The organism is Daejeonella sp. JGW-45 (assembly GCF_029360805.1).
Lineage (GTDB): Bacteria > Bacteroidota > Bacteroidia > Sphingobacteriales > Sphingobacteriaceae > Daejeonella.
The window spans coordinates 475,944-495,323 of record NZ_JARKNC010000010.1; the positions used below are offsets into that span (position 1 = coordinate 475,944).

General features: G+C 39.4%; 26 protein-coding genes and 1 pseudogene. 14 read left to right on the forward strand and 13 right to left on the reverse strand.

What is annotated here, in order from left to right:
* Position 1: 1 nt before the first annotated feature.
* The 7 genes from P2W76_RS15665 to P2W76_RS15695 form a co-directional block, all read right to left on the reverse strand.
* Complete coding sequence (locus P2W76_RS15665; protein ID WP_276348840.1) at positions 2 to 502, reverse strand: hypothetical protein; 501 nt, start codon at positions 500 to 502, stop codon at positions 2 to 4.
* Positions 499 to 1,404: a relaxase/mobilization nuclease domain-containing protein gene (locus P2W76_RS15670; RefSeq protein WP_276348841.1), complete on the reverse strand. Its 906-nt coding sequence runs from the start codon at positions 1,402 to 1,404 to the stop codon at positions 499 to 501. Before P2W76_RS15670 ends, P2W76_RS15665 begins: the two co-directional genes overlap by 4 nt.
* Positions 1,388 to 1,756: a plasmid mobilization relaxosome protein MobC gene (gene mobC / locus P2W76_RS15675; RefSeq protein ID WP_276348842.1), complete on the reverse strand. Its 369-nt coding sequence runs from the start codon at positions 1,754 to 1,756 to the stop codon at positions 1,388 to 1,390. Before mobC ends, P2W76_RS15670 begins: the two co-directional genes overlap by 17 nt.
* Before the next feature lie 147 nt (positions 1,757 to 1,903).
* Positions 1,904 to 2,191, reverse strand: coding sequence for a hypothetical protein (locus tag P2W76_RS15680; RefSeq protein WP_276348843.1), 288 nt, complete (start codon positions 2,189 to 2,191; stop codon positions 1,904 to 1,906).
* Complete coding sequence (locus tag P2W76_RS15685) at positions 2,178 to 2,444, reverse strand: helix-turn-helix domain-containing protein (protein ID WP_276348844.1); 267 nt, start codon at positions 2,442 to 2,444, stop codon at positions 2,178 to 2,180. Before P2W76_RS15685 ends, P2W76_RS15680 begins: the two co-directional genes overlap by 14 nt.
* Before the next feature lie 105 nt (positions 2,445 to 2,549).
* Complete coding sequence (locus P2W76_RS15690) at positions 2,550 to 3,020, reverse strand: JAB domain-containing protein (RefSeq protein WP_276348845.1); 471 nt, start codon at positions 3,018 to 3,020, stop codon at positions 2,550 to 2,552.
* A 222-nt stretch (positions 3,021 to 3,242) separates the two neighbouring features.
* Positions 3,243 to 4,010, reverse strand: a complete 768-nt coding sequence (locus P2W76_RS15695; RefSeq protein ID WP_276348846.1) for a hypothetical protein — start codon at positions 4,008 to 4,010, stop codon at positions 3,243 to 3,245.
* 330 nt (positions 4,011 to 4,340) lie between these two features.
* Here P2W76_RS15695 and P2W76_RS15700 point away from each other — a divergent pair, with 330 nt between their 5' ends.
* The gene (locus P2W76_RS15700) at positions 4,341 to 4,586 is read left to right on the forward strand and encodes a helix-turn-helix transcriptional regulator (protein WP_346429842.1); all 246 of its coding nucleotides are present in this window, start codon (positions 4,341 to 4,343) and stop codon (positions 4,584 to 4,586) included.
* A 13-nt stretch (positions 4,587 to 4,599) separates the two neighbouring features.
* On the opposite strand, the gene P2W76_RS15705 is transcribed toward P2W76_RS15700, so the two are convergent.
* From P2W76_RS15705 to P2W76_RS15725, 5 genes are all read right to left on the reverse strand, one after another.
* A complete protein-coding gene (locus P2W76_RS15705) occupies positions 4,600 to 5,427 on the reverse strand; it encodes a HipA domain-containing protein (RefSeq protein WP_276348847.1) in 828 nt (275 codons plus the stop codon).
* Between the two features lie 99 nt (positions 5,428 to 5,526).
* A complete protein-coding gene (locus P2W76_RS15710) occupies positions 5,527 to 5,850 on the reverse strand; it encodes a HipA N-terminal domain-containing protein (protein WP_276348848.1) in 324 nt (107 codons plus the stop codon).
* Positions 5,843 to 6,046 (reverse strand): helix-turn-helix transcriptional regulator, encoded by a 204-nt coding sequence (locus P2W76_RS15715; protein WP_276348849.1) that lies wholly within the window; start codon positions 6,044 to 6,046, stop codon positions 5,843 to 5,845. The genes P2W76_RS15710 and P2W76_RS15715 overlap by 8 nt, the downstream gene beginning before the upstream one ends.
* 134 nt (positions 6,047 to 6,180) lie before the next feature.
* Entirely contained in the window at positions 6,181 to 7,116 is a 936-nt protein-coding gene (locus P2W76_RS15720; protein ID WP_276348850.1) for a toll/interleukin-1 receptor domain-containing protein, read from the reverse strand.
* Positions 7,116 to 7,307, reverse strand: a complete 192-nt coding sequence (locus P2W76_RS15725) for a hypothetical protein (protein ID WP_276348851.1) — start codon at positions 7,305 to 7,307, stop codon at positions 7,116 to 7,118. Before P2W76_RS15725 ends, P2W76_RS15720 begins: the two co-directional genes overlap by 1 nt.
* 465 nt (positions 7,308 to 7,772) lie before the next feature.
* Between P2W76_RS15725 and P2W76_RS15730 the strand changes: the two genes are divergently transcribed.
* Positions 7,773 to 8,987 (forward strand): site-specific integrase, encoded by a 1,215-nt coding sequence (locus P2W76_RS15730; RefSeq protein WP_276348852.1) that lies wholly within the window; start codon positions 7,773 to 7,775, stop codon positions 8,985 to 8,987.
* A 321-nt stretch (positions 8,988 to 9,308) separates the two neighbouring features.
* Here P2W76_RS15730 and P2W76_RS15735 read toward each other — a convergent pair whose 3' ends face one another.
* Positions 9,309 to 10,184: an AraC family transcriptional regulator gene (locus tag P2W76_RS15735; protein WP_276348853.1), complete on the reverse strand. Its 876-nt coding sequence runs from the start codon at positions 10,182 to 10,184 to the stop codon at positions 9,309 to 9,311.
* Positions 10,185 to 10,274: 90 nt separating this feature from the next.
* Between P2W76_RS15735 and P2W76_RS15740 the strand changes: the two genes are divergently transcribed.
* The 12 genes and pseudogenes from P2W76_RS15740 (at position 10,275) to P2W76_RS15795 (ending at position 19,332) form a co-directional block, all read left to right on the forward strand.
* Positions 10,275 to 10,538, forward strand: a complete 264-nt coding sequence (locus P2W76_RS15740; RefSeq protein WP_276348854.1) for a (2Fe-2S) ferredoxin domain-containing protein — start codon at positions 10,275 to 10,277, stop codon at positions 10,536 to 10,538.
* Positions 10,535 to 12,304 (forward strand): heavy metal translocating P-type ATPase, encoded by a 1,770-nt coding sequence (locus tag P2W76_RS15745; protein WP_276348855.1) that lies wholly within the window; start codon positions 10,535 to 10,537, stop codon positions 12,302 to 12,304. The genes P2W76_RS15740 and P2W76_RS15745 overlap by 4 nt, the downstream gene beginning before the upstream one ends.
* A gap of 216 nt (positions 12,305 to 12,520) precedes the next feature.
* Complete coding sequence (hisD, locus tag P2W76_RS15750; RefSeq protein ID WP_276348856.1) at positions 12,521 to 13,804, forward strand: histidinol dehydrogenase; 1,284 nt, start codon at positions 12,521 to 12,523, stop codon at positions 13,802 to 13,804.
* A 47-nt stretch (positions 13,805 to 13,851) separates the two neighbouring features.
* The gene (locus tag P2W76_RS15755) at positions 13,852 to 14,460 is read left to right on the forward strand and encodes a nitroreductase (protein WP_276348857.1); all 609 of its coding nucleotides are present in this window, start codon (positions 13,852 to 13,854) and stop codon (positions 14,458 to 14,460) included.
* A 507-nt stretch (positions 14,461 to 14,967) separates the two neighbouring features.
* Positions 14,968 to 15,156, forward strand: a pseudogene (locus tag P2W76_RS15760) (tyrosine-type recombinase/integrase); the annotation flags it as partial.
* A gap of 147 nt (positions 15,157 to 15,303) precedes the next feature.
* Entirely contained in the window at positions 15,304 to 15,564 is a 261-nt protein-coding gene (locus P2W76_RS15765; protein WP_346429839.1) for a helix-turn-helix domain-containing protein, read from the forward strand.
* Between the two features lie 507 nt (positions 15,565 to 16,071).
* A complete protein-coding gene (locus P2W76_RS15770; RefSeq protein ID WP_276348858.1) occupies positions 16,072 to 16,401 on the forward strand; it encodes a metalloregulator ArsR/SmtB family transcription factor in 330 nt (109 codons plus the stop codon).
* A 41-nt stretch (positions 16,402 to 16,442) separates the two neighbouring features.
* Complete coding sequence (locus tag P2W76_RS15775; protein WP_276348859.1) at positions 16,443 to 17,003, forward strand: DUF6428 family protein; 561 nt, start codon at positions 16,443 to 16,445, stop codon at positions 17,001 to 17,003.
* A gap of 9 nt (positions 17,004 to 17,012) precedes the next feature.
* Complete coding sequence (locus P2W76_RS15780; RefSeq protein WP_276348860.1) at positions 17,013 to 17,504, forward strand: GNAT family N-acetyltransferase; 492 nt, start codon at positions 17,013 to 17,015, stop codon at positions 17,502 to 17,504.
* An 8-nt stretch (positions 17,505 to 17,512) separates the two neighbouring features.
* Entirely contained in the window at positions 17,513 to 17,929 is a 417-nt protein-coding gene (locus P2W76_RS15785) for an arsenate reductase ArsC (RefSeq protein WP_276348861.1), read from the forward strand.
* A gap of 12 nt (positions 17,930 to 17,941) precedes the next feature.
* On the forward strand, positions 17,942 to 18,598 hold the full coding sequence (locus P2W76_RS15790; protein ID WP_276348862.1) for an aquaporin: 657 nt from the start codon (positions 17,942 to 17,944) through the stop codon (positions 18,596 to 18,598).
* Positions 18,595 to 19,332, forward strand: coding sequence for a metallophosphoesterase family protein (locus P2W76_RS15795; protein ID WP_276348863.1), 738 nt, complete (start codon positions 18,595 to 18,597; stop codon positions 19,330 to 19,332). The genes P2W76_RS15790 and P2W76_RS15795 overlap by 4 nt, the downstream gene beginning before the upstream one ends.
* The last annotated feature ends 48 nt before the right edge of the window (positions 19,333 to 19,380 follow it).

The following is a 19,380-nucleotide window of genomic DNA, read 5'->3' on the forward strand; positions in this document are numbered from 1 at the left end:
ATTAGTACCCATCCTCTAACCTCTTTGTTAACCGTTCCATTGCTTTAGGATCGTGATTATATATGGTATCCGCCCAGTGCGAAATATTTGGGTAGCTTTGTCTTATCATCCTGAATTTAACCGAGTTATCATTCAGTTTCCTATTTTCCTTCCAAAGGCTTATAGCAATCCCAACCGAAAGTGCACAGCTTATCAAAAGGATTATTCCGGCAATAATCGATCCTTTCGACCTGTCCGTAAAATGATAATAATGCTGTATGGGTATTCTTTTAGGTATAGCGTCAATATTCTTTTGCAGCTCAAGAATCTGCGTCTGGATCTTTACAGCAGGGTAGGCCAGGTTATGCCGGGCAATACCTTCTTTCAACTCGCTGAACTGTAAGGTATAATCCGGAATTGTCGGTAGCTCAATTTTCCGGTTTTCCAGTTCCTTCACCTTGTTTAAAGTCCGCTGGAGAACTTCCTCCAATTCTTCCAGGCGTTGTTCATGTTTGTTGTTCATAAAGATCTCCCTTGTGAAATATCGTGTTCTGGTTTCTTTCGCTTACGTAAATGGCGGTCTACAGGCTCCTCGTATTCTGAAGGCTTAAGCAGCGCGGATAATAAACCAGCTCTTGCTTCTGTACCTGATATGTGAGTCTCATGCCTTTTCTGATCAGGAATCTGCTGACCCTTTAACTGGTTTAGCTGTAGCTGCCGGTTCAGGTTGCTGTAGCTTAAGCTGCGGTCAATGGCTGAACCCTTAAATTTTGCCTCTCCTTTAATAAAGGATACTCCCTGGACTTCGGTACTCCCGCTTTTAAACTTGTATTCCAGGCCTATATCCTGTTTCTTCAGTGCGCTTTCCAGTTCTCGCCAACTCTTTGATTGTGGTATGGCTTTGCTGATCATATCATACAACTCATAGCGGATCTTGTCAGCGCCGGTGAGCCGTGGGCGGTTCACTCGTTCTTTGCCTTTAGCGATATGATAGCTGTGCTTTAAAGTAAGCTGTTTGCATACTTCTGCATTTCGTTTCCATTGAAACTGATCGGATATAGTTTTTGCCTGGTTATCTACCCGGTTATAGATGATATGGATATGCGGATGCTCCCGGTCGGTATGCTGTACGACTAAACATTGGGTGTTGGCAATCTTCATTTTCTCAAGGTATTCCTTCGCCCGATCTGCCATCAGGCCCGGATTCAACTTACCCTTGTCTTCCGCGCTCCAGCTTAATACAATATGTCCGACAGCCTGACCAAGCTCCAGGTTTATCTTGCGCTGCATGTTAAAATCCTGTATGATATGTGGTACGCTATCTGTTCTGATTCCATCGGCATACAGGATCGTTGCCTGATCTCTTTCCAGGTTGTAACGGACGCATCCGCCGAAGCTTTTTCCGGTTTTAACTTTTCCGATCATCGCTGTTTAGGTATTTAAGGGTTTCGTCAATTTCGGACAGGATCTCCCTGCATCGCTTCTGTACAGCCAGTAAACCTTCCCTATGAGCCATATGTGTGATCTGGTTCAGGTTATTTGCCGCCCCAGCCAGCATCCGCAGGATGCGCAGGTCATCGGGTGTCAACCTGGAAACGATCTTTGCGCGCTTGGCTGCCTGCCGGAACCAAGCGCTGGGACGCATACCCGCTTCTTTGGCTTTCTCCTCGATTAGGAAACGCTCCATATCCGTTAGCCTCACCCGGATGTCGTTGGACCGCCTGACCTTTTTACGAGGTCTGCCGCCTTTACGCTTATCTTCTGTAGTCTCTTCCATCGCCACTTTTTAAGTGTCCCCTTTTGCGACCATCGGGAGCAAAAGGCAAGTTGGTTCCGGCTACCGCCGGAAGGGTTTTTGTGGAACAAAAACACAAACTTGCTCCCTGCACAAAACCAAAGACAGTGCTCTTCATGATTGGATAATTTAAAAGCCTTTTAAAAAGACCTGGCTTCCCTTGTAATGATTATAGGATGGCTCATAAGTGACATAGCCGTAACTAACCAGATCCTTTAAACATTTGTGATAAGTGGCTGTCGAAGCAAGCTTGCTTAAACGCATTAATTCTTTTCTGGTGATCCGGAAAGGGATACTGAACCTGCTTCGTTCCCATGTAGACAGCATAGCCATATAAAGGCTAATGTGTGTAGGCAGCAACCGGCTGTCGTGAGCAGCTTTGCCCAGGCAGCCGGATAAGAGATTAAACTGTTCCATTGCCTTCCAGAATTTTAGTGATGTCCTGAGCCTTGTAATAGAAAATGCCCCCGATCTTGGTAAACCGAAGTGTGCCGTTAATCCGAAGATTCTGTAAGGTGCCGGGCGAGATATTTAAGAGCTTTCGCACATCTGCGCTCTTCATCCATTGTTTGGCTTGTTGTGTAGGCTGGTGTAATACCTGTTTTAATTCCTGCATTAGTTCAGCTTTGAATTGAAGCAGGTCTTCCCTGGTGATTAATTCTACATTCATAATTCCTCCTGTGTTAGATGACAGGACAAAGGTGTGGCAGGAAGGGAACAGATGAATGACCAACGGGGGTGTTTGGTCATGCGTAATAATCAAACAGGAGGAGGATTACATTAAACCCTCATCTGCAAAAGAGAAATATTCTTCTGACGTTAATATAAGATGATCCAGAACAGCTATATCTAAATAAGTAGCCGCCTGCGCTATCTTAGCTGTTAACTGCCTGTCAGCTACACTTGGCTTCAAATTTCCTGAAGGATGATTGTGAGCCAGGATAATACTGCTTGCATTACCTTTAAGAGCCGTACCAAATATGATCTTGGGATCAGCTACGGTACCTGAAACGCCTCCGGTAGAAACTTCAAAGATTCCAAGTAGTTTATTTGCCCTGTTTAACAGCATAATCTTGAACTGCTCTACCATTTCAATACGATTTCTATCCCAGCTGGATGAAAAACAGGCATATACGTCTTTTGAGCTGGATATTTGTGGCCTTTCACTTGCCTTAAATTTAGGATGATAGCTTACTGTAATTTCAGTAACCTGGAAAAGTCTGATTTGATCCTTTAGCGTACCCATAATCTTAGATTTTAAGTTAAAAATTAATTATGGCGCTCTGAATGGCTGGATGACGGACTTATGGCAAAGTGGAGATAAAAAAAATGCGGAGGCTCCGCCTGAGCGGATACCCATTTTTTTTATACTACTTTGGCGAAGCGAACCAGTGTCCGGCAGATCAGCCGACCTTGGTGCAAATGATTAATGTTAACCGATAGGAAATGACCTGATTGATAAGTGTGGTTATTTCTTGCTGTTTTTGTTTTCTACGATCTTAAAAAGCTTGTCCTCTTGCTGTACTTCCGACCCTTTAATAAGCTTAACATCCTTTTGAGCGGGGAAATAGTTTCTTGCCGTGTTGATTGGAATTTCGCTTTCCCCGTGATTGAAATACTTTGCCAGCATCTTATACCAGGGACTTTGTGTCTGTGAGCGTACCAGCTTTCTATCATCAGGCAGTGTTAGTTCCTGCAGCTGCCGGAACAAGTCAATAATCGTAGGCAGCTTGCCTTCCACAATGCGTACCTTCTCTGATGTTTCGTACTGCTGTAAGTCCTTTAATTTAGCTTCAAGAGCATCGATCTGGGCTTTCAACTCTAGAATTTGCTCATCTTTTTCCGAGATAACGGATTCCAGAGGTTTGTGCTGATGCCACTGATCGATAGTGGCAAGGAACTGCTGAAAGGCCTGAAGCTTTCGTGAGCACTCCATATTAAAAGCGTAGTTCGAGGAAAAGGGATCTTGCCGCTTAAAATGCCTGATCCTGTTAATGACAATATCTTCCACATGGTTGAAAAACGCTTTTTCCTGACCTGGATTTCTTTTTAAGAAATGTTCAAGCTGAAACTGATAAAAAGCGGAATATTTTGATTCATTAAGCTCATAGATCTTTAATAAAAAGAAATTATCCTCCAGTGCTACATTACGGAATACAGGTCTTCCTATCTCATAAGGGTGAGGAGAGAAGTCAAAGCGGCCTCTAAGCTTGAAATAGATAGGTTTCAATGGCATAATCGTTAAACGAATTGGAAGGCGTTTCTGTTTAAATAGATAGTGTTGCTTCGCTATTAAACGAATTAGAATTTCATGGAATTTTTTCTTTTATTGAGGTAAGCTAAGAGCTAATCTTAGAATTTTTTCTATTATAACCACAAAAACAAGGAATTTTTTCGATTAAGGTTTCGAAGCAAAGTTAAGCCTAAAGTATCTCAAGTACATCTACTTAATGTTTTATATATCAAACATTTTATATTAATTTGTTTTTTATATTAAACATTAGTAAAGCAAACGATCATTCTTCTGCCGAAAGGTCAAAGAATCCTAAATGGCCTGGGCGAAAATATTAAGCTGGCAAGGCTAAGAAGGAAATTTAGTGCCAGCCAGATAGCAGAGCGGGCTGGCATCAGCAGAGCAACCCTCTGGCAAATTGAAAAAGGAGTGCCTTCAGTGGCGATGGGTGCTTATTTCCAGGTGCTATTTGTATTGGGACTGGAAAAGGATTTTTTAAAGCTCGGAGCAGATGATGAACTGGGACGTAAGATACAGGACGCCGGGTTGAAAGTTAGGCAACGGGCTCCCAAAAAGTGATTAGAATCCTTGATCATGAAAATATGGCCTGTTTTTCCAACCATATTTTCTGATACAGTTCTTTTTGCTCCTGAGATAAAAATGAAGAATTAATAAATAAATCCACTTCCTTATTTCCTGATGTAAACTTTTTAAAGCTATTTTCGATAGCTCTTTCTGGAATTTGAAGGCTGGTTCCCAGAATTATAAAATCCTTAAGCCTCAATTTTTTCTTTTTCCCGTTTAATGTCAACGCTAATTCCTCATCATCGGCGGGGTTCACCAGGTTCACATTCAGCAGATCAAAAGCAGGGCTTAAATAGATGCCGCTGTCCTGATGCAGCACTGCAAAATTTTTAAGATGCATATCGTTGTTGCCAGTGAGATATGAAAACAAAACAAGTTCGAAATAATTTAATGCATCCAGTCCTGTATTCGTACAATATTTCAAGATAAGCTTTCCTATTTTTTCATATGAACCCTTGTATTTGCTTTCCGTTAAAAATTCTGAAAGTTGGCAGAAATCTTCCATGTGAATCTTTTTTCCCTTAATCCGGTCAAAACGCTTTGCCAGATAAGTCAGGCTGCCGTCTGAAGCCCTGAGTAGCGTGTGCTCACAAACCTGTATTCTGAATAAGGAAGCCAGATGCATTGTGAGATCTTCAGTTTCCGGCATCATTGGAAAACGTTCGTGTTGCGGTTTTAAAATATATTCCCCCCACAAACCTACAATCGTCAGACGGTTGTTTTCCTTGCTTTTTTCTAAGGTTACCGAAAGCTTTGGCTGTACGCCTGTAATAGCAATCCTTTCATTTATTGTTTGATCAGCTAGATCTCGTAATAGCTGATTATCTAATTCCAATTTAGGAGGGATGGCTGTTCCGAAGAATCTTTTGGAACATCTTTCATGATATTCCTTATCTCCCGAATCCTGATAACAAAACCAACAATTTGCCATAATCTAATCTTTTTCAGGAATAATAGTTACTGCCCCGATCGTATCTCTACAGGCGAGTAGCAGCAATTCAAACCGGTCATTATGCTTAACCTTCCAATGCTCAGTAGCCAGGTCGAGCAACCAGCCTTCCGGGATCAGACCATCAAAAAAAGCAAATAAAACTTTACTGGTATACTTTTCGGAAGTAAGCGGCAGGGTTAGGCTAACTGGCTTAGCGCTTTTAGTTTGCAGGTACTCTGTAGCATATGTGAATTCGTACCCTTCGTCTGTTTCTTCTATAACGCCAGCAAGATGCTCCTGGTAGAAAACTGATCCTTTTTTACTCACGATCTTTTGATTTTTGCACAACGCCTAATTCGGCGCCGAATAAAGCTAATACCTGGTTAACCTTATCCATGCGGAGTGTAGTTTTTCCTTGCTCCAGTTCTCTGACAAAGCGAAGACCCACACCGGCCTTTACTGCCAGATCTTCCTGTGTAAAATTGAAAACTTTTCGCTTTTTCTTTAAGTAATCGGAAAGCATAATTTATACCCTTTAGGGTACAAAATTAATAAAATATATTTAATTATACCCTATCGGGGTTAATTATTAAAATAATATAAGTTTTATACCCGATCGGTATTCTATTTACTGGAATTTATAAAAATATTTAGCCTTTAATAAGTTATTCCTACTTGTTCAATAAACTCTTCCCACAGTAATTTTGCTATTGCAGTAGCGTCGAGTTGCTTCTTATTTCGATCATAAGACATCATATCCTGTTTGGTCCAAAAAAGTTCATAGTCATTATGGTCAATGACGAAATTATTGCCGTAGATATTTTGGTTAAGTTGGTCTGCAAGCGCATATGTAATGCCATCTCTTCCGAAATGGTTATTACCCTGGATGCCGATACTAATATAACCGGTAGTACCAATCTTCGCTCGGTTAGTAATCACACAAGTGAAATATTGTTTCGGCATATCATGGGCAAAACGCGCTTTGATTTCATTTACCCCGTTTATTTCTTCTATGGAATCTAAAAAGTAATTATGTATAGTCTCAAACGAATCATCACGGAAATTCAGAAGATCCACAGGATCAAAATCCCGTTTTACCTTATAAACAGCTTGAGATTTCCCTGTTGCTACATTGGATGATTTAATTCGGACCTCACGTTGTGGAGAAACCAACTTTCTTAATTCATCAATAATATTTAAAAATGCATTATTTTCATTAGTCCATTCGCTAATTGGCTTACCATCCTTAGGGATCGCTTTAAATTTTCCAAAGGGAGATGGCTTCCAATCGCAAGGCTGTGCAATAATTGGTACTATTTTGACTTGACCAGCAGCAAAACGACTCAAAGCTTCTTGAAACTCAATATCATAACAATAAGGAGAGCTAAGATAGTCCGGACTAATAATAGCAAGGAAAATATCTGCTTTATTTAATTCATTAGCAACATTTTCATCTAACGGGTCACCTGCTCTTATCTCACCGTCAAACCACGACGTAAGTAAACCTTCCCGTTTTAACTGGCTCATGTGAGTATGAAGACGACTGATAATATATTCGTCAGAGTGACTATAAGATATAAATGCATGTGCCATTATTGAAAGCTGTAAATGGGAATTAAAATATACTTCTTATCAGTTTCTGCATTATCTTCTAACCATTTCTCGGCAGCAGATTCGTTCGGATGTTCAGGGCCATATGGGACTAGATATTGAATTGGATAATTGCCTTGTTCCTTGTCAATCTCTGAGAGAAGTACAGAAATAAATTTATAGGTTTTTGCCATGTTTTGTCTTAAATAAAGATAGGGAATATCGACATAACACCCATCTAATTTGCTCAAAAAATTAGCTATTTTGATAAGCTTTAGTTATCTTTATTCTACCATTTGCAGCCCTGAAACTGCTTTTTGGTGAACATTTGGTGAGCAGGCCAAAAATTCGTTTTACAACTTATTGACTTTCAGAATAGTAGGAGACGGTTCGATTCCCCTACGGGCTACAGACATTAATGTCAAAACGTATCAAAAGGCTGTAAATCAATGATTTGCAGCCTTTTTTGTTGCCTCCAAATCACCATTTTATGCACTAAATCGCATTAAAGCAGTGAGTAATTCAGTGAGTCAACAAAACGGAAAACTTTACTCACTGGAAAACTCATAACTAACTGTATAATAGGATGTTTCATAATAAAACATCTTGACAGGCCGGTAGCTGCAAGCTTAATTTTGTTCACAATTTAAGCTTGTTTTATGGAAACAAATTACAGTCTGCTCTTCTACCTGAAGAAGCCGAAAAATTACACAACTGGTCCGATCCCGATCTATATGAGGATAACTGTTAATGCCCCAGGCAAAGAAATATCAACCGGTCGCGAATGTGAGCCTCACCGCTGGTGCAGCAAATCTAATCGAGAGAGCGGAAACAAAGAGAGCACCAAATTATTAAACAGCTATCTGGACGAACTGGATAAGAAAGTCGAAGAAGCGCACACCTTGCTCACTAAGGACCGTAAGGAGATCACCTCCACAAGCCTTAAAAACAAATTTTTGGGAAAGGAAGAAAAAAAGCCGATGCTGATGGAACTGTTCACCCTTCACAATAAACAAATGGAAGAGCTGATCGGAAATGAGTACGAGGATAACACGCTAAAGGGCTACAAAACCACATTCGGGCATCTGACTTCCTATCTGATTGCGAAATACAAAGTGAGTGATATTTGCATTGATGCACTGGACTATAATTTTATTAAAGGCTTCGAGCATCATCTGAAAACATTCTTTAGCCTTGCGCCGGTTTCTGCAAAAAAGTATATCAAAAACTTTAAAAAGGTTGTCAATAACTATTGCATTAAGCCTAAGCTCCTTAAGGAAAATCCTTTCTCTCAATACACCAATAATGCGAAAGCAAAAGAGAGGGAATTCCTGCACCAGGTACAATTGGATCGGATCGTCAATAAAGAGATCAGGGTGGAACGCATAGATCGCGTGAGAGATATTTTTGTCTTCTGTTGCTATACAGGTCTCTCGTATGCCGATGTAAAAAAGCTAAAAAGGAGCGAAATCATGATGGGTGTAGATGGCGGTAATTGGGTATTCACCAGCAGAAAAAAAACAGAGACCAATTCCAGTATACCACTATTAAAGCCAGCCATCAATATTATCAATAAGTATAAAAAACATCCTTTGTGTTCTGAACATGTACTTCCGGTTTTAAGCAACCAGAAAATGAACAGCTACCTCAAAGAAATTGCGGATATGTGTGACATAACTCAGAATCTTACTTTTCACCTTTCCAGACATACTTTTGCAACAACGGTAACCTTGAGCAACGGGGTTCCTATTGAAAGTGTGAGCAAAATGCTTGGGCATTTAGACCTGAAAACCACACAGCATTATGCGAAGGTGGTTAATACTAAGGTCAGCAACGATATGGAAGCTCTGAAGAAGAAGCTTGCAGTTGCCTGATCGTTAAATTACCCTGATTTGTAGAGCTTATTGCCTCCCGGCAATAAGCTCATTTTGCTTAAAATTAGCCTTGATTTGGAAAAGTAGGTCAGAGCAAAGCAAAAGCAAGGTAAAACAGTCTCTTATTTAGCTATAGGAAAATCTGCCGTTGGCTTTGTGGTAACCTCGGATAGAATCGAGGAATCCAGCAAAGATGGAAATTCCGATGAAGTTGGCAATTCGTAAGCTACCAGATGCTGTCGGAAGATAAATTGAACGAGATAAAACATTTGCAGGTTGGTGGAGGATAATCTCGACCACCCCGTGCCGACAGGAGAGGGGTTATATGTGCTTAGCATCGCTATTTTGTTCTTTTTTAAATTGTTTAGCAGTTTGGCCGAATATCCCTTTAAACATTTTGTTTAAATGGCTTTCATCAGTAAAATTCATCTCATCAGCTATTTGGGATATAGTTAGATCACTGAACTTCAGACGGGTTTTTATTAAGTCCAGCTTATACTGTGTAATAAAATCTTTAATTGTACTGCCTGTTTGAAGCTTAAAGTAGCGGCTCAAATGATCTGCTGATTTGTTAAAGTGCGTTGCAATGTTTTCAAGCTTAATTAATTCCTTATCATAAATATTTTGCTGAATGTAAGCGGTAATATCATGAACTTTATTCTTTGGATTTTCTTCTTTGGAGTAAATGATAATATTCCTTTGGATGTTCCTTGCAATAAGGTGAAGGAGTAAAAAAACGATATTTTGTGTAATGATATTTCCAAATGACTGTTCATGCTCTTTCTCCGTCATTAACTGATCTATAAGAACTTCAAATATATTTCTATCCTCGATTGCAATCAGGTTGCCTTTAACATTATGATGATTGTGAAATATGTATTCTAATCTTTTAAAGAACTCACTTACGTCCATTTTTTCCTCCAGCCTATTCGCACTTTTAGAGAAAAAGCTTTCCGTAAAATCAATAATACAAAACTTCGTAGGAGTAGAAATTTCAAAGGTATGTGCATCTTCAGGCGTCAACAGAAATACATCCCCAGTAGAAAATTCGTAGTGATTATCATTTATATTATGAACACCAGATCCGTGAAGTACATATATCAATTCAAAGAAATGGTGCTTGTGTAGCCCGGAAGTATTTGAATTAATTTCCTTAACAGTTACTTCCACATCCTTATAAAGCTGTATTGATTTCATCCAATAAACTTACCGAAAAATGCCGAGTTTTTACCTGTAAGATTTGCTTATATAACTTGATCTTTGAAATTCAATTGATTGTGAAGAAGCATGGGCAGTATCGAAAACAACAAACATATTTTTTATCAGTGTGACGGGGCTAATTGTAAGAAGAAGAAAGGTAAAATTTTACAGAATTACTTAAAAAAATATAGGCTTATAGACCGTGTTGATATTGAAAAAATGGATTGTAGTGATAGGTGTAAAAATGCGCCTGTTTTACACCTGCATCCCGATGACCTGTGGTTTTCGGAAAAGGATTTAGGAAATGTTATTAAAAAATATATTCTATCAAATAATAATAAGGAGTTATGAATACTGTGATTTTATCAAAGCCTGACAACGGATTGTCTTTCGGAGCATGGGAAAGACATGGAGCGGCTATCGTTACCGGCTTATGCCTTTTGTTTATTGGCCTTGCCTGGTGGGCGGGAAAAAATGAAATGAGAGTGTTAGAAATTACACTATATATTTTCGCCTACCTTGTTGGGGGATATCAAAAAGCCAGGGAAGGATTGGAAACCCTCTTTAAAGAAAAAGATCTAGATGTGGATTTATTAATGGTCGTAGCTGCAATAGGTGCCGCTTCTATTGGCTATTGGATGGATGGCGCTATTCTAATTTTCATATTCTCATTAAGTGGGGCTTTGGAAGGATACACAATGGAGAGGACAAATAAAGCTATTCAATCTATTATGAAACTGCTCCCTGAAGAAGCCGTATTGCTGTTGGGTGGCACAGAGAAAAAGGTAAAAGTAGAAGATCTAAAAAAGGGAGATATTATTGTAGTTCGACCTGGTGATAGGATTGCCGCCGATGGCGTTATTGTGGATGGCTACTCTGCTATCAATCAGGCTTCCATCACGGGCGAAGCCATACCAGTGGACAAAAAAAAAGATGATGAAGTTTTTTCGGGAACTATTAATGGGCAGGGAGCTTTACAAATCGAAGTATCCAAACCAGCTGAAGAGACCATGTTGGCAAAGATTATTCACCTTGTTCAAGAGGCACAGAATGAAAAACCACCCACACAGCTTTTTGTAGAACGGTTTGAGGGTGTTTATGCCAAAATCGTAGTGGCGGTTGCAATATTACTAATGGTCTTGCCTCCATTCTTAATAAACTGGACTTGGAGCGAAACGATTTACAGGGCCATGATTTTTCTGGTAGTTGCTTCCCCATGTGCACTGGTATCTTCAATTATGCCTGCTTTTTTATCAGCCATATCCAATGCAGCAAGAAAAGGAGTTTTATTCAAAGGAGGTGTTCATCTTGAAAATGTGAGCGGTGTGAAAGTGGTCGCCTTTGATAAAACCGGAACACTTACCAGTGGTAAACCGAAGGTAGTGGACATTATTGCCTTAAAAAATCTTACGGAAATGGAACTGCTGCGTGTGGCAGCATCCATTGAAACGCTTTCCCAACATCCCATTGCAAAAGCAATTGTACAGGCTGCTAATGAAAAAGGTGTTTTATTAGAAAGGCCAAAGGAATTACAGGCCATACATGGTTTGGGAGTTCATGGGTCTTTAAATGGTGTAGCGTATAAAATAGGCAAGCTTGAGATGCTGAAAGATGTAACAATTGGAAAAGAGCATTTACAAAAGATTGAAGAGCTGGAAAAGCAAGGAAAGACTGTGATTTTCGTTGCAGCAGACGAACAACTAATCGGCTTACTTTCTATTCAGGATACCATTCGTCCACAGGCAAAAAAAGTGGTGGATGAATTAAAAGCGATGGGTATAAAAGTAGCTTTATTAACGGGAGACAGCGAAATCACAGGCAAGGCAGTAGGTAAACAAGCCGGAATTGACGAAGTATATGCCGAGCTTTTACCCGAACAAAAAGTAGAAGCCGTTAAGAAGTTAGAAAGTAAATATGGCAAGGTAGCAATGGTGGGTGATGGTGTTAATGATGCACCAGCTTTAGCAACCGCTTCGGTTGGCATAGCAATGGGTAGCGGGGGAACGGATGTGGCAATGGAAACCGCAGATATAATTTTGATGGCAGACAATATAGAAAATATCCCATTTGCAATTTCATTAGGAAAGCGTACCAACAAGGTTGTAAAACAAATATAGTTTTTGCAATCGCTGTGGTGCTTACGCTGGTGACCTTGAATTTTATTGGAGGAGTGGTTAATTTACCAGAAGGAGTAGTTGGGCATGAAGGAAGTACGGTATTAGTAATACTAAGCGGATTGAGATTATTGAGGTAATTCTAATGCTACTAAACTGCATAATGGTAAACACATAATAAGTTTTTCTTTGAAATATTCTGATTAATTTAACAGGCTCATGCAAGTATATCGTAATATAACACCTGATGAAATAAAGCGGCTCATATTAAGGCCAGGGAAAAACACTATTGAAGTGGAGCAGATAGTTCAGCCTATATTAAATGCAGTAAAACACGAAAAGGATTCAGCTATTCACAATTATACTCATGAGCATGACGGTGTATTGCTCAATACGCTGGAAGTAACACCAGACGAAAAACTTCAGTGCTCGCAACTGTTAAGTGATGATTTAAAAGCAGCTATAAAGCAAGCGAAAGAAAACATTCAAAAATTCCATGAAGCACAACGCAATCCAACGCTGGAGATGGAAACGATGCCCGGAGTTTATTGCTGGAGAAAATCGTTACCTATTCAAAAAGTAGGACTTTATGTTCCAGGTGGCACGGCTCCCCTGTTTTCAACAGTTTTAATGTTGGCTGTTCCAGCAAAGGTTGCGGGGTGTTCTGAAATAGTAATATGCACACCGCCGCAAAAAGACCAAACCATACATCCTGCCATAATTTACGCAGCAGAACTTTCAGGTGTTCATCGAATTTTTAAAATAGGCGGAGCCCAGGCGATTGCAGCAATGACATACGGTACTGAGACAGTCCCACAGGTTTTTAAAATTTTTGGGCCAGGTAATCAATATGTAGCAGTTGCAAAACAATTAGTGAATAAGGATGGGGTAGCCATTGATTTGTTTGCAGGCCCTTCCGAGGTTTTAATACTTGCAGACCATACCGCCAACCCTGTATATGTTGCAAGTGATCTGCTCGCCCAGGCAGAACATGGTAAGGATAGCCATTGTCTGTTAGTAACCACATCGAAAGATTTACTTGATAAAGTCCAAATTCACTTAAAAAAGCAAATTGAGACTAATTCAAGATCTGAAATAGTTCAAGCTTCAATTAAGAATTTTAGATTGATCTTGGTTAAAGACATGAATAAAGGAATTGCTTTCAGTAATCTATATGCACCTGAACATTTGATCATCGCTACCCAAAACGCAAGAGATATTTCAGAAAAGATTGAAAACGCTGGCTCAGTATTTATAGGACATCATACTCCGGTTTCCGTGGGCGATTATGCCTCTGGCACAAACCATACACTGCCAACAAATGGATCAGCGATTGCATATAGCGGAGTATCATTAGATAGTTTTATCAAGAAAGTAACCTTTCAGGAATTAACTATTGAAGGCTTAAAAAATATAGGCCCAATTGTAAAAGAAATGGCAAAGGCCGAAGAATTACCTGCACATAGTAATGCAATATCTGTAAGGCTTAATGATAATGGCTGATATTTCTTCTCTATGATTAAGTTGAAAAAAAAAATACGGAATACATAATGAAAGAAAAATATAATGTTGAAGAATTAAATAAAATCATGCTGCACAGGCGTAGTATTTATCCTTATCAATATGAAAAAGGAAAACAGATACCTGATGAGGTCATCTGGCAAATTCTGGAGAATGCTAATCGTGCCCCAAATCATAAACAGACCGAACCCTGGAGATTTACTGTATTTACAGGTGAGGGATTACTGTACTTTGGAGAACTGCAAGCTGCAATTTATAAGCAATATTCGGGAGATCTTTTCAATGAAGATAGGCATAAAAAACTAATTGATTATCCACTAATGTCGTCTCATATTATAGCTATTGGTATGAAAAGGAATGAGACGAATAAACTTCCTGAAATAGAGGAAATAGAAGCCGTGGCTTGTGCTGTCCAGAATATGTTCTTAACGGTTACGGCTTACGGGCTAGGCTCTTACTGGACTACCGCAGGCATTACTTATTTCAAAGAGGCTAAACCACATTTTCATCTGGACGAAAAAGATAAGCTATTAGGGTTCTTTTATATTGGTTATGTAGCTAAACCATTGATTTCACCCTCCAAAAGAAAACCTGTTCAGGAAAAGGTTAATTGGGTTAATAGACACAATACCTTTTAAGGGATGTATTAACTTGGTTTAAACAAAAAATAAATTTAAGATTTAATAACTATTAGCAATTTTAAATGGCATGCTATCCTGTCTGCATTAAAAAAACTCGGAAGAAACAGAATAAAGTTAATGGTTACTACGAAATGAAGATAAGGAAAATTATAGATGAATTGACAGTACCGTTTAAGGCACTGAATAATCGAGTGTTTTCAAAATTATGTTTTGCACAAGCGGTCAGTCTTTTAGGGATGCCCTTACCTGGGTTGGCTCTAATTTCCTACCAGGTTTGGTAAAGATTGTTCTTTGCGCTAATTATTATATCTTCTGCACTATCACTTTGGGTAATCGATTATTATTTTTTCTCCTTTTGCAGGTGTTCTTGCTGACCGTATAGACCGAAAGAAGATACTTTATATTACTCACTTCATACGAACGGGCATTGTGGCGTGTATGCCTTTCATTCATCACTACCGAGTGGCAGATTTATATTCCTGTATACAAACAGGTTTGTTGAATCTTACTTTTCACCTTTCCAGACATACTTTTGCAACAACGGTAACCTTGAGCAACCGAGTTCCTATTGAAAGTGTAAGCAAAATGCTTGGGCATTTAGATCTACAAACAACGCAGCATTATGCAAAGGTTGTTAATACTAAGGTCAGCAACGATATGAAAGCCTTGAAGAAGAAGCTTGCAGTCGCTTGATCGTTAATTGTTATAATTTAAAAGCTTATTGCCGGTTTGGCGATAAGCTTTTTTGTTTCACAGGCTGAAAAAAACATTACCAACTTTTCCAGATTGGGAATGCCTTATACAACAGACCAGGAATTTTGAGTCATAAAACATGCACCCATGATTCAAATAGAAATTATATCTAAGGAAGATCTGCAACAGTTCAAAAATGAATTGATAGAGGAAATCAGATCAATTATAAAAACCGAACAGTCTGAAACTAAACAGTGGCTGAGAAGTAAGGATGTAAGAAAAATGCTCAAAATTTCTCCCGGCACTTTGCAAACTCTTAGGATTAACGGAACGCTCCCCTTTACCAAAGTGGGAAGCATTATGTTTTATAAACACGAGGATATCGTTCGACTCCTTGATAATAAATAGCCTGTAATGAACAACGTTCATTTATTCCAATTGACAGGGTACATACAGAGAATTACCTCAGATAACAGGGTAAATACATCGCACCTTAGTATTTATATGGCATTGCTTACCTGTTGGCAAAATCAAAAATATCCTGGCCGATTTAAAATATCGAGGAAGGAAGTAATGAGATTGAGTAAGATCGCAGCAATCAGTACCTACCATAGATGTATGAAGGAAATGATTCAATTTGGTTATTTTGTGTATGAGCCGGAATATGATAGTTACAAGGGCAGTAAGGTCTGCTTTACTTAAAAAGCAAAATTTAGAGGACATATAAAGAGAATTAATCTTAAGACCAATCTAAAATTTGTCCTTTAACCCTAAGGTAACTACCTGAGTTTCGTAATAATTATCTGATTGCAGCGAAATTCCATCTCCGTTAAAACATCTTTTGATCGCAGAAGAGTTTAAAGATAATAAATAAAAATTTGCACTATTAATTATTCATCGTAATATTGCAATGAAATGGGACTAACGAAGACTGAAATATTTACAGAAGAGCAAAATAAGCTCGCTCTGCTTTTTAAAGCTCTGGGACATCCCGCCAGGGTTGCCATACTTCAGCGCATCATTCTTGCTAATACCTGTATATGCGGCGACCTAGTCGGCGAACTTGGATTAGCCCAGGCGACAATATCTCAGCACCTTAAGGAATTAAAAAGTGTTGGATTGATCCAGGGTAAAATTGAAGGTGTAAGCGTGTGCTATTGCATTAATCCTGACACATGGAAATTACTGGAGAACAACTTCGGGGATTTTATAAACTCGTATAAAGCAATTCCTGACTGCTGCTAAAAAAAAATTTAATCAAATTAAACGTAATATTGCGATAAACTATGGATACTACACAAACATTAAACTGGCAACATTTCAAGGATGCGTTGCTTCAAAATCCAAGCCTGGATTTACAGTTTCAATATGCAGAGAATAAATGGGTAGATGCCTCCTATCACATTACGGAGATAAAACAAGCGCCCATCGTTTCAGTTGACTGCGGTGGTGTAATGAATAACTGGACTGAGATTATCGTGCAGCTATGGGAGCCTTCTGAGAAACAGCAGGAACGTGCTATGAAGGTTAGAAAAGCTCTATCCATCATTGAGATAGTAGAAAAGAAGCTGCCACTTGATGGCTCAGGTATTGTAAAGATCGAGTTTGGAAACTCCCAGTTTGATACTCGGCAAATGTATCCGGGTAACATACAGGTTGTTGGCGAAAATCTTATCGTCGACCTACAACCTGACTTTACACAGTGTAAGGCTATTGAGCGTGGCGGAAGTTGCGGGACAGATGAAAAAGGTGACGAATGTTGCTCCACCACAGAAAAACCTAAAGTTGAATTGAAGACTCTGGCTGTGGTGGCCGATTGTTGTACACCGGGTTCAGGATGTTGCTAACTAGTCATTATGGAAATTGCTGAGCTGTTACACACACACTGGGAAGGAGTAAAAGATATCTATCTCCAGGGAATTGCCACAAAGCAAGCTACGTTCCAAACGGAAGCATCTACCTGGGAGGAGTGGGATAAGAGCCATCTAGCGAAGCTTCGATATGTAACCTTGATTGAAGGAGTAATTGCCGGATGGGCTGCATTAACTCCTGTTTCAGGACGATGTGTATATGCGGGAGTGAGCGAAGTGAGTGTGTATATCCATGAAGATTTTCGGGGCAAAGGTATTGGTGCGGCTTTATTGCAAAAACTAATAATTGAAAGTGAGGAGCAAAACATCTGGACGCTTCAATCAGGTATATTTCCAGAGAACTTAGCCAGCATCGCACTTCATGAAAAGCATGGATTCAGAAAAATAGGTTATCGGGAAAAGATCGGAAAGATGGATGGGGTTTGGAGAGATACAGTTCTAATGGAACGCAGAAGCAAAATTGTTGGACAATATTGAATATAAAAATGAAAAAAGTATTAGTGCTCTGCACAGGAAACAGTTGCAGAAGTCAGATGGCCGAAGGATACCTAAGATATTTTGCGGAAAATACCGCTGAAATTTATAGTGCCGGAATTGAAACTCATGGCGTAAACCCGAGAGCTATCCAGATCATGGCTGAAGATCACATTGATATCTCTCACCATACCTCAAATAATGTTGACGAATATGTCAGCATTGCTTTCGATTACGTAATCACGGTGTGTGATAATGCTAATGAAGCATGCCCATACTTTCCGGGAAAAGTGGAACGGTTTCATCAGAATTTTCCTGATCCGGCAAAAGCCAAAGGCTCTGAGGATGAGATTATGGATGAATTCAGGAGGGTTAGGGATCTGATTAAGACCTATTCACATGACTTTGTAAGAACTCATTTATCCTAAATGAACCTGGGAATGAAAAAATACGTGGCAGAACTAATAGGCACATTTGCTATAGTTTTCTGTGGCACAGGTGCCATCATTATTAACCAGGAAATGAATGGCTCGGTTAGTCATGTTGGAATATCCATTACTTTTGGTTTGATCGTAATGGCCATGATTTATACGCTAGGAAATATTTCCGGTGCACATCTTAATCCGGCAGTCAGTATAGCGTTCAGCATTGCAAGACGTTTTCCTGTTAAGCAATTACTACCTTACCTTATTAGTCAATTTATAGGCGGCCTTCTTGCAAGCCTTGTATTAAGGTTCCTATTTCCTGCGAATGAGTTGTTAGGCGCCACCCTGCCTCAAGGATCTGCCATGCAGTCATTTGTGCTTGAATTCATATTAACATTCTTTTTAATGCTAGTAATAATTAATGTTGCCACTGGAAGTAAGGAGCAGGGAATGTTTGCGGGACTCGCTATAGGTTCAACAGTACTGCTTGAAGCAATGTTTGCGGGTCCTGTCTCCGGCGCCTCGATGAATCCTGCCCGTTCCTTTGCCCCGGCAATCGTGTCAGGTCATATGGAGTATTTATGGGTGTATTTCGCCGCTACCACTCTGGGTGCTGCTACAGCTATACCTTTATGGAAATATTTAACAAGCGACTCAATTAGTATTAAATGAGAATAGCACTCTTTTCAGATATTCATGCTAATTTGCCTGCTTTTGAAGCTTTTTTGGCTGATCTTGATAGGCGTAAACCCGACGTAGTTTATTGCTTAGGAGATTTGGTTGGATATAACGTTTGGCCTAATGAAGTAATTGCCGAAGTACAAAGAAGAGGAATCGCAACCCTTGCCGGAAATCATGATTTAAAGGTTAAAAATCTGGCACCCATAGATATTGATCAACTAAATTTATCCGGAAAAAATTACGCTTATCATCTCATTACCGAGAAAAACAGGGAATACCTAACTGCTCTTCCAACTCACATAAAACTGGAATATCAGTTGGGTGATGAAAAGCTTGGAATCCTTTTTACTCACGGCAGTCCTCGAAGTGTTGACGAATATGTGTTGGAAGATACTAATGAAGATTATGTATTGGAACTAATGGCGGAAGCTGGTGCGGATATATTATGTGTTGGCCATTCTCATAAGCCTTATCACAGAATCATAGAAAGGCAAGGGGCCATTAAACAGGTTGTTAATATTGGTTCTGTCGGCAAACCCAAAGATGGAAATCCTTTGGGATGCTATGTGTTAATTACCATTAACAAAAATAGTTTTACTAAAATCACGTCGGGTATCCAAGTCGCGTTTATACGTTTTGAATATGATATAGAGAAGGCGGCAAATGCAATAGAAAATAGCCCTTTACCTGTGGAATTGGCGGACAGGTTAAGAAAGGCCTATTAAGCAAGATCATGAATTTATTAGTAGTTACCCTTTATGCAAAAGTTTCGG

Coding starts and splice junctions, on each gene's coding strand:
- P2W76_RS15665 (WP_276348840.1), bottom strand. CDS start 502: ATGAACAACAAACATGAACAACGCCTGGAAGAATTGGAGGAAGTTCTC.
- P2W76_RS15670 (WP_276348841.1), bottom strand. CDS start 1,404: ATGATCGGAAAAGTTAAAACCGGAAAAAGCTTCGGCGGATGCGTCCGT.
- mobC (WP_276348842.1), bottom strand. CDS start 1,756: ATGGAAGAGACTACAGAAGATAAGCGTAAAGGCGGCAGACCTCGTAAA.
- P2W76_RS15680 (WP_276348843.1), bottom strand. CDS start 2,191: ATGGAACAGTTTAATCTCTTATCCGGCTGCCTGGGCAAAGCTGCTCAC.
- P2W76_RS15685 (WP_276348844.1), bottom strand. CDS start 2,444: ATGAATGTAGAATTAATCACCAGGGAAGACCTGCTTCAATTCAAAGCT.
- P2W76_RS15690 (WP_276348845.1), bottom strand. CDS start 3,020: ATGGGTACGCTAAAGGATCAAATCAGACTTTTCCAGGTTACTGAAATT.
- P2W76_RS15695 (WP_276348846.1), bottom strand. CDS start 4,010: ATGCCATTGAAACCTATCTATTTCAAGCTTAGAGGCCGCTTTGACTTC.
- P2W76_RS15715 (WP_276348849.1), bottom strand. CDS start 6,046: ATGCTTTCCGATTACTTAAAGAAAAAGCGAAAAGTTTTCAATTTTACA.
- P2W76_RS15720 (WP_276348850.1), bottom strand. CDS start 7,116: ATGGCACATGCATTTATATCTTATAGTCACTCTGACGAATATATTATC.
- P2W76_RS15725 (WP_276348851.1), bottom strand. CDS start 7,307: ATGGCAAAAACCTATAAATTTATTTCTGTACTTCTCTCAGAGATTGAC.
- P2W76_RS15730 (WP_276348852.1), top strand. CDS start 7,773: ATGGAAACAAATTACAGTCTGCTCTTCTACCTGAAGAAGCCGAAAAAT.
- P2W76_RS15735 (WP_276348853.1), bottom strand. CDS start 10,184: ATGAAATCAATACAGCTTTATAAGGATGTGGAAGTAACTGTTAAGGAA.
- P2W76_RS15740 (WP_276348854.1), top strand. CDS start 10,275: ATGGGCAGTATCGAAAACAACAAACATATTTTTTATCAGTGTGACGGG.
- P2W76_RS15745 (WP_276348855.1), top strand. CDS start 10,535: ATGAATACTGTGATTTTATCAAAGCCTGACAACGGATTGTCTTTCGGA.
- hisD (WP_276348856.1), top strand. CDS start 12,521: ATGCAAGTATATCGTAATATAACACCTGATGAAATAAAGCGGCTCATA.
- P2W76_RS15755 (WP_276348857.1), top strand. CDS start 13,852: ATGAAAGAAAAATATAATGTTGAAGAATTAAATAAAATCATGCTGCAC.
- P2W76_RS15765 (WP_346429839.1), top strand. CDS start 15,304: ATGATTCAAATAGAAATTATATCTAAGGAAGATCTGCAACAGTTCAAA.
- P2W76_RS15770 (WP_276348858.1), top strand. CDS start 16,072: ATGGGACTAACGAAGACTGAAATATTTACAGAAGAGCAAAATAAGCTC.
- P2W76_RS15775 (WP_276348859.1), top strand. CDS start 16,443: ATGGATACTACACAAACATTAAACTGGCAACATTTCAAGGATGCGTTG.
- P2W76_RS15780 (WP_276348860.1), top strand. CDS start 17,013: ATGGAAATTGCTGAGCTGTTACACACACACTGGGAAGGAGTAAAAGAT.
- P2W76_RS15785 (WP_276348861.1), top strand. CDS start 17,513: ATGAAAAAAGTATTAGTGCTCTGCACAGGAAACAGTTGCAGAAGTCAG.
- P2W76_RS15790 (WP_276348862.1), top strand. CDS start 17,942: ATGAAAAAATACGTGGCAGAACTAATAGGCACATTTGCTATAGTTTTC.
- P2W76_RS15795 (WP_276348863.1), top strand. CDS start 18,595: ATGAGAATAGCACTCTTTTCAGATATTCATGCTAATTTGCCTGCTTTT.